Annotated in this window: 4 protein-coding genes and 1 tRNA gene; 2 read left to right on the top strand and 3 right to left on the bottom strand. The window is 60.7% G+C overall.

The window, feature by feature from the left end; all coding sequences use genetic code 11:
• Positions 1–487: 487 nt before the first annotated feature.
• The 3 genes from IEX32_RS19775 to IEX32_RS19765 form a co-directional block, all read right to left on the bottom strand.
• A complete protein-coding gene (locus IEX32_RS19775) occupies positions 488–1264 on the bottom strand; it encodes a rhamnogalacturonan acetylesterase (protein WP_188773254.1) in 777 nt (258 codons plus the stop codon).
• A gap of 314 nt (positions 1265–1578) precedes the next feature.
• Positions 1579–4188 carry a TonB-dependent receptor gene (locus IEX32_RS19770; protein WP_188773253.1) on the bottom strand — a complete coding sequence of 870 codons (2610 nt, stop codon included), beginning with the start codon at positions 4186–4188 and terminating at the stop codon, positions 1579–1581.
• Positions 4189–4519: 331 nt separating this feature from the next.
• Positions 4520–6106 carry a DUF5597 domain-containing protein gene (locus IEX32_RS19765; protein ID WP_229736518.1) on the bottom strand — a complete coding sequence of 529 codons (1587 nt, stop codon included), beginning with the start codon at positions 6104–6106 and terminating at the stop codon, positions 4520–4522.
• 363 nt (positions 6107–6469) lie between these two features.
• Between IEX32_RS19765 and IEX32_RS19760 the strand changes: the two genes are divergently transcribed.
• A complete protein-coding gene (locus IEX32_RS19760) occupies positions 6470–7207 on the top strand; it encodes a FadR/GntR family transcriptional regulator (RefSeq protein ID WP_188773252.1) in 738 nt (245 codons plus the stop codon).
• Positions 7208–7365: 158 nt separating this feature from the next.
• Positions 7366–7456, top strand: a tRNA-Ser gene (locus IEX32_RS19755).
• The last annotated feature ends 409 nt before the right edge of the window (positions 7457–7865 follow it).

Here is a 7865-nt window from a genome sequence, read left to right as displayed (position 1 = left end):
TCCGACCAAGCTATCCATGACATCAAAGCGCTTGGCCGCCAGCTGGGACGAGGACTTCCTCGTCAGCCTCATCTCGTGAGAACTCATTCACCCGATTCCCCTGGGTCTGCGGGCTTGGCTTGTACCTTCTATATTTGTCGGACTATATAGTGTGGCGCGTGGCAGTCAATGGCCATTAGCATCCATCCTGGCATTAGAAGGGGTATTGGGGACAATGAGGGAGCGGCTGGATGCTGGTATGCGGAGTGGCTCTTGGGGCCGCGTCGATGCTCGGTGCTGGTGCCAAGGCGACGGAGGTCACGAAAGACCCTGCTGGGCCGCGCGATAATCACTGGGCGGGAGACATCGGTGTGCAATTGACGGCAGATTGATCGCAACTTGCGACGGCGCGCTGTTGGAGGTCGAGTGCGGCGTGATGGGCGTCCCCCCCGAATCTATCGCGGCTAGAGGGCCTAGCATCTGATCTCTGCCCGCTGGCCCGCCCGCGTCAGTCTTCCAGAACAAGCCATGGCCGCACGTCTGGCATCTCCCGCGCAAGGTCACGGGCGATCAGGGTCGCGAAGAACTCGGCACCTTCAGTGCCGAGATGCGTAATGTCGAAATAGTGTCCTGCCTCGCCCAGCTGAGGATGTTTCGATTGCGCCGGCACTGTCCGATCGTCGGCGCAAACGCATTTCCTGGCGGTGTCGGGATAAGACAATCCGTCGAGCGCCGCCGCTGACGTTTCGCGCGACGGGCTGCCCATCGCCAGTCCATTGGCCAACGTCGGCCCCAGCGCCGATACGATCGCTGCGCTTTCGGCGTTGAGGTCGATGAGCGGCACGTTCATTCTCTTGGCGATTTCGCGGATTTCATCCGACCAGGGGACAAGTGTGTTCTCGTGCTTTCCGTTGACGAAACGGCGTCGGCTCAAGGGCGTGACGAGCACCGGGATCGCACCGGCGGCGCGCGTCTCTCGGACGTAGCGTTCGATGTAGACCGGAAATTCGGTGCTGAGGTCCGTCTCCTGACCAGGATGACCGGGCTGATCGTTATGGCCGAACTGGATGAGCACCAGCGCCTTCTGATACGCCGGCGCGTGCATTTCGGCCTGGGCGAGCGCCCATGATCCCTCGCGGATGTAACCGGCGGAGCTGCGGCCGTTGCGCGCCATGTTCACGCAGCTCGTCCACATCGTCACGTGCCGGCTGCAGAAGGCGCCGCCCCATCCGCTCAGGACCGCCGTGGTCGAGTCACCTATCAGGATGATCTTGAGTGCCGGCAACTGTTTCGGCGCTATCTCACTTACAGGCGTCGATGGAGTCGCAGCGATCGCTGGGCAGGGGGCGGCAATCGCGCTCGCTGCCAGCGCCATCGTGAACATCGGTCCGAGTTTTCCGGGATGCATGATGTTTCCTTATGTCGTTCGCCTGCCACAGGCGTAATTCGCAGAGGCGTAGCTCGGGAAGGTTCGCCGGCACAATATTGACAGCTGATCTCGACGACAGATCGCCGCGCCCGATGGTCGGGCGCGGCGATATCTATTTCGCTCGATAGACAACCGTGGTCGCCGGTCGAGCGGACATCAGCCGACGGCGCTCACAGGCGGAACCTGACGCCGAACTGGACGCGGCGGTCGCCAACAAGCGTCGCCTTGGGGCGATAGGTATATCCGTAATACTGGCGGCGTTCGGATCCGGTAAGATCCTGTCCGTCCAGCGTCAGGGTAATACGGTCGGTCACATCGTAGTTCAGCGAAAGGTCGAGCTGCGGGTATGCGCTGCTATAGATGGGCAGGCCGCCCGCGCCGCCCCCGCCGGTGCTGTCGACGTACTTGCTGCGCCAGTTATAGGCGACGCGCAGGCTGATGGGGCCCTTTTCGTAGATGCCTACCAGGTTGTAGCTGTACTTGGACAGCTTTTCCAACGGCACGGATTGCCCCACGATGGCCGAAGGGGCCGCGCTGTCGACATACGTGAAGTTCGCCTGAAGGCCCAGGCCGTCGAAGGGCGCGGGGAGGAAATCGAAGAACTGCTGATAGCCGAGCTCGACGCCCTTGATCGTGCCATTGCGGCCGTTGCGCGGGCGGCTGACAAGGAATGTCTGGCCGTCGATCACTTCCGGCGCGACGATGTTCTGGATGAAGCCGTCCACCTTCTTGTAGAACGCAGCGCCGTACAGCATCCCGCCGCCGGGCATGTACCACTCGAGAGAGGCATCAAGCTGGTCGGCGCGCAGTGGCTCAAGCGATGGGTTTCCGGCGGAACCGGTAAGGAACAGATAGTCGAGCCTCAGCGACGGATTCATGCTGGAGAACGTCGGCCGGGTCAGGGATTTCGATGCGGCAAAACGCAGGAAGATGTCGTCCGTCAGCTTGGCCCGGATGTTCAGGCTGGGGAGCGCATCGACGTAGGAGTTGGTCTGGACAAAGGGCTCGTAGCCGCCACCCGGAGAATTGACCGCGCTGGCGCCTCTCACCTTCGTTTGAACAACCCGCATTCCCAAGTTACCGTCTATGGGCAATGAGAAGATTTCGAACGCGAAATCGCCTTTGACGTAACCCGCGATTGTCTTTTCGCTGAAATCGAACGCATTGCTTGGAACGAGGGCGGGCAGGTCTCCGCTCAGCCCAAGTGCCTCACGCATGCCGCTGTAATCACGAAGCACGTCCGGCCTTGCGACAAGCCACTGGCGGATGGCCAGGCCCTTGCCGGGCCATACATCGTTGTCCGTCAGTTGGAACAGATCGGAATAGTCTGTTCCTGCCACTCCGGAGGGCCAGGTGAAATCGTTTGAGATGCGAGACGAGCTGGCGCTGCGATCGGCATAGCGAATACCGAATTTCAAGGCGGTCAGCCCGGTCTCCCCAATGTCAAAGCGGGCGTCCAGCTTGGCTGCGGTCTGCGAGCCGGCCGACTTGCCAAGAGCAAAGGAGGTCCGGTCCAGTTCGTAGTCCGAGATATCCGTCGGATCGATGCCGGTCAGCGAGATCCTGGGAATGAAGTCGCTCAGGTCGACGTTGTAGGTCGAGGCAAACCCGCGGAGCCCGAGTTCGTTGTAGTAGTTGCGTGACTTGCTGTTCGTGTAGCTGACATCGCCGGTCAGCTCGAGACGGTCGAGGTTATATTTCCCGCCGAAAGATACCTGATAGGTGTCGGTGAGGTCGTCCGAAACCAGTGCGCCCTCAGTTTGCTTTGGATTGGTCCACATGCCGCGCGATACGGTGAGATCGTCCTCGGCAAACTCGAAGGGGCCGACCGCCTGCGCCGGCGACTGGCGAATGCCGCTGTTACCAGTGTTGACGTAGAACAGCTGGTTGTACTGGTGGGAATCGAACCGGGTATAGAGCCCGTCGACATGAAGCTCAAGATTGTCGGCCGGTGCCCACTGGAACGATCCGTTCAATCCGAGCTGCTTGCGCGGCCCATACTGATAGTTCTGCCCGACATCGGTGGGCGAAACGATGAGATCGCCATCGTCTCCGGGGAAAATGCCGTCGCCGTCACGATCATAGAGGTCCCGGCGTTCGCTGAATGTGCCGGTCGCGTTGCGGTCGATACGATAATCGTACTTCTGGTATGCCGCACTCAACAACAGCCCCATGTCCCCGATGCCGGTCTCCCAGCGATGGCTTGCGAGCAGGGAAAGATAGGGATTTACGTTCTTCCGTTTGTCGCCGTACTCGGCCTTCGCCGACCCGGCCAGTTCAAAACCCGGGAAGTCGAACGGGCGCCGCAGGCGGATATCGACCGTGCCGCCGAGTCCCCCTTCGATCTGGTCGGCCTGCCCCGTCTTGTAAACGTCGATTCCCGCCACCAGCTGCGCCGGAATATCGGACACGGACATAGACCGCCCGCTCGAGGTGAAGGTGTCCCGGCCATTCAGCAGGGTTGCGACCTGGCTGAGGCCGCGAATGGCAATGGAGCGGCCTTGACCCTGGCTTCGCTGGATCTGAACACCGGTGATGCGTTGCAGTGATTCCGCCACGTTGCTGTCGGGCAGTTTGCCGATGTCCTCGGCAACGATCGAATCCACGATCGCCGACGCATTCCTTTTAACGGCGGCAGCGCTCTGCAAGCTCGCACGAACTCCAGTCACGACGATTTCATCAGAGCCCGAGGCCAATCCTGCCTCTGCCTGGGAATCGCTGCCGGATTGAGCGCTGGCGACATTCGGTACAGTCAAGGCCATTGCGGCCACGCTGCCCATTAGCAAACCCTTCATTTTATCACTCCTCCCTCTGTACATTCGCGCGCTATCTCACATGTCGCAATCGGCCTGTCAACAATTATCATATTTATAAGTTAAATCTCATTATGGGGCACGTGAGCGGGCGCGCCATAAGCGAACGGTGATTGGAAATCGACCAAAATTTGCGGATAATCGGGACAAAGTTCAGCCTCGTCGACTCAATGTGGCCGCAAGGCAAAGGCTATCGCGCAGAATTTCCGGAAAATCTCTTTGTCATATCAATCGCATGCTGGGATAGCCGGAGGATTGACATTTCTCGGCCTGCGAGCGCCTCGAAAAAGCGTTCTGGCTATTGGCCGCTGTTCCTCGCCTCACCAAAGGTGTGGAGTCGGACCTTCAACATGACAGGCTCGACAAAGTTCAGTCCGAAATCGGTCTGGTCGCCATTCCACCTGCGGCGCATCTTCCATTTGCCGTCAACGAATGTCCCTTCCTCGACACTGAGGAATTCCATGCTGCCCGCACCAGTCGGGGCAAAGCGCATGCGGATATCGCGGCCGGCGACCAGGAACTCGTCCGGGGCCAGCTGCGCGACTACCGCGCCGCCGACCATGCGCGTGGCGTTCGGGTGGGGCCGGAGCCGCGGGTCGTTCTTTTCCTTCATCTGCCAGAGGCCGAACTGGGCGGTTATCCTCCAGCGCCCCATGACGGTAGACTGGTCGCTACCCTCATCGTCCCTGGCCACGCCCCAGGTCGGATTTTCCAGCGCGATGCGGGCCCAATCCTCTGCGATCGGCGCAAACAGCCGATAAGACGCGGCAAAGGCGTCGATAGCCGTATCGTCGAGCACTGGTGCGCCCAGTGGAAAGTTGGAATAGCTCGTGCCGTCCATGCCGAAGGGCGCGAAGCCGATCGCTCCCTTGCCCAGAACCGGCCAGATGAAGCGCGCAAAATCCAGGGCATTGCCGGTCTCGGGTATCATGAGCGCATTGTCGGGCCGCGCGTAGTGGTCGAGAAACGCGAGATAGTGCTTGTGCTTGCGGTCATAGATGTCGGGTGCAACGAAATCGATGTGCGGGGCCGCGGCTTTCCAGATATTGATCACGTTCCAGTTCGGCCCGCCGCTCGCGCCGCCGCCCGCGTTCGCTTCATCGAACGGGTTGGTCAGCGCCGCGTTGCAAAACATCGGCAGGTTCAGCACTGCCTTGCCGGCGGCGGCGACTTCATCGATGTAGCGCGCGACGTACCAGGCGTTGAATGCCTGATCGGCATGAACACCGAAGACCTGCGACCAGTTGCCCGGATTGCGTCCAAGCGCCTGAACCAGTTCCGACGGTACCGGTCCCTCGAAAAGCTGCTGGGCCTCCGCCGAGAAATCGCGCGAGAGGCCGAGGCTGCCCGCCTCGTTTTCCGGCTGCACCATGATGACGGTATGACGGGTATCGATTTTGCGGATGTGCTGCATCAGCCTCGTAAAGGCGCGCTTGTCGGCCTGCAGCGTGTTGCGCCCGTGAGGGGAGAGGACGAAATGCATTCCGCCGGATCGGTTCGTCATGCGCGGGAAACGGCCGGGGTTGGTCTTGACCCATTCGGGCGTGTAGCTCGGGCCGCTGTTCTTCCAGGTGCCGAACCAGAGAAGGACGAGCCTGACATTATTCTCCCGCGCCTGCCGGACAAGCGCGTCGACGAAGCTGAAGTCGAATTGCCCCTCGACCGGCTCAATCTGCTCCCACGCCACCGGCACTTCCACGGTGTTGGCATGCAGCGCCTTGATCGTCGGCCACACCTGCGGAAGCATCTCCGTATAATTGGTGCTGTTGTGAACCTGCGCGCCGAGAACCATGAAGGGCTTTCCGTCGACCAGCAGCGCGTGGCGGCCATCTTTCGTGACGATCCTCGGCGGCGGCGTGCTCTGGGCGAGGGCGCCGGTCGTCAATCCAAACAGGAGAAATGCAGGCGTCAGCGACCGTATCGCATTCCGGAGCGTGGCCGAAGCGCGAGTGAAAATGCGCCGCGCGAGGCTTGTTTGCCGTTGTCCCGATGTCCCTTTCACCGCTCTCTCCGTATGATTGGTAGTTCGCAAAGGATGGCCACATGTGCGGGGGCTTTGACGTGGCGCGCGCGTGGCAATTGCGAACCCGGTAGGCGTATACGATTTATCATACTATATGCAACACGGAAGTCATTAGGCGTTCAGATTCTGGCGATTTTCGTGGATTTGTTCTCCAAAGATCAAAATTATGCGATAAAAACTGCGCATAGCGTCGACAGAGGTGACGCAATAGGTCAAAAGACTCGGATGGATGAAGATTCCTTGCAGGGCCGCGCGGATGCGCGTCACGATCTGGGCCGCAACCTGACGCGCGGCATGCTTGACTCGCTGGGGCGGGCCATTGTTGTCGGGCGTTTCGAGGGGCGGCCTTTTCCTACCGAGGCCGAGATCGCCAAGGCGCACGGCGTCAGCCGGTCGGTAACGCGTGAGGCGGTAAAAATGCTCACCGCCAAGGGGCTGGTAAGCGCGAGGCCGCGGCAGGGAACCGTGGTGGAACCCTCTTCGAACTGGAACCTCTTCGATCCCGATGTCCTTCGCTGGCTTATGGAGCGCAAGTTCTCGGTCGATCTGCTGCGCCATTTCAACCAGCTGCGGATCGCCATCGAGCCAGAGGCAGCGGCACTAGCGGCGCGCTTTCACGAGCCGGCGGATCTCGCGACAATTCGCGCGGGCCTTCACCGGATGGAGGCTGCCGAGGATGGCAATGACGATCCGCTCGATGCCGACATCGCTTTTCATGTCGCGATCCTGCGTGCCTCGAAGAACCCGTTCTACGCCCAGTTTCAGACGGTCGTCGCCACCGCCTTGCAGACCTCGATCCGCTTCACCAACCGGATCAAGGGGCGCAGCGCGAATATTGCCGACCACGCAGCGGTCGCGGACGCGATTGCGGCGCGCGACGTGGATGGGGCGCGAACAGCCATGCGCCGGATCATCGGCGACGTGCTCGAACTGATCGCCAGCCGGCCCGAAGTGGAAGCCTGAGAAGGATCCCTTGAGACATGGTCCTTGTGCCTGATCACCGGGACGACATCGCTGAAGGTGCTGACGGGGGACATCTGCTCCGTACAAGGGGCGGGCCTTTATCGGATGGGCTTGCGTAACCCCACAGCCCACGCTAGGGCGCCACTTCCCAGCGATGCGGAGCGGTGGCCGAGTGGTCGAAGGCGCTCGCCTGGAAAGTGAGTATACGGCAAAACCGTATCGAGGGTTCGAATCCCTCCCGCTCCGCCACTACCCTCTGAGACTTTTACCGATTCCTCGATCACCTCGGGGAGCTGGTCTAACAGCATGAATAACCGGCAGCTATCAACGAGCAATTTCGAGCAAGCGAACGTCCGGTCTGTTGGCGTGAGCGGCTACCCACTCGCTGGAGGCCAACGCTGGCTCCCGGCGCCGATGGCGTCTGGGACGACAGTGGCCTCGTCAAAGCTAACCCCACGCAGATTGCCGCTGCCGTACTCGTTCCGCGAGCATCCTTCAGCAATCGGGCAGTGAACTCAATGAATTGATAAGCTTCATCTCGAGTGCCATGATCGTACGCATCCGATAGCGGTCGCGTTGCTGCGGGGTGGTCGCGCGAGTTAGTGTCGGTGCAAGCTCATTGGCTAGCACCGGATTGCCACGGTTCAGAAGGTCAGGC

Source organism: Novosphingobium endophyticum, from assembly GCF_014640675.1.
Classification (GTDB): domain Bacteria; phylum Pseudomonadota; class Alphaproteobacteria; order Sphingomonadales; family Sphingomonadaceae; genus Novosphingobium; species Novosphingobium endophyticum.
Note: the sequence above shows the minus strand (reverse complement) of the source record. Positions and strands in the feature narration are given on the sequence as shown.

Excerpts from the sequence above, each read along its gene's own strand:
- IEX32_RS19770 (WP_188773253.1), bottom strand. The coding sequence starts at position 4,188 with ATGGGCAGCGTGGCCGCAATGGCCTTGACTGTACCGAATGTCGCCAGC.
- IEX32_RS19760 (WP_188773252.1), top strand. The coding sequence starts at position 6,470 with ATGGATGAAGATTCCTTGCAGGGCCGCGCGGATGCGCGTCACGATCTG.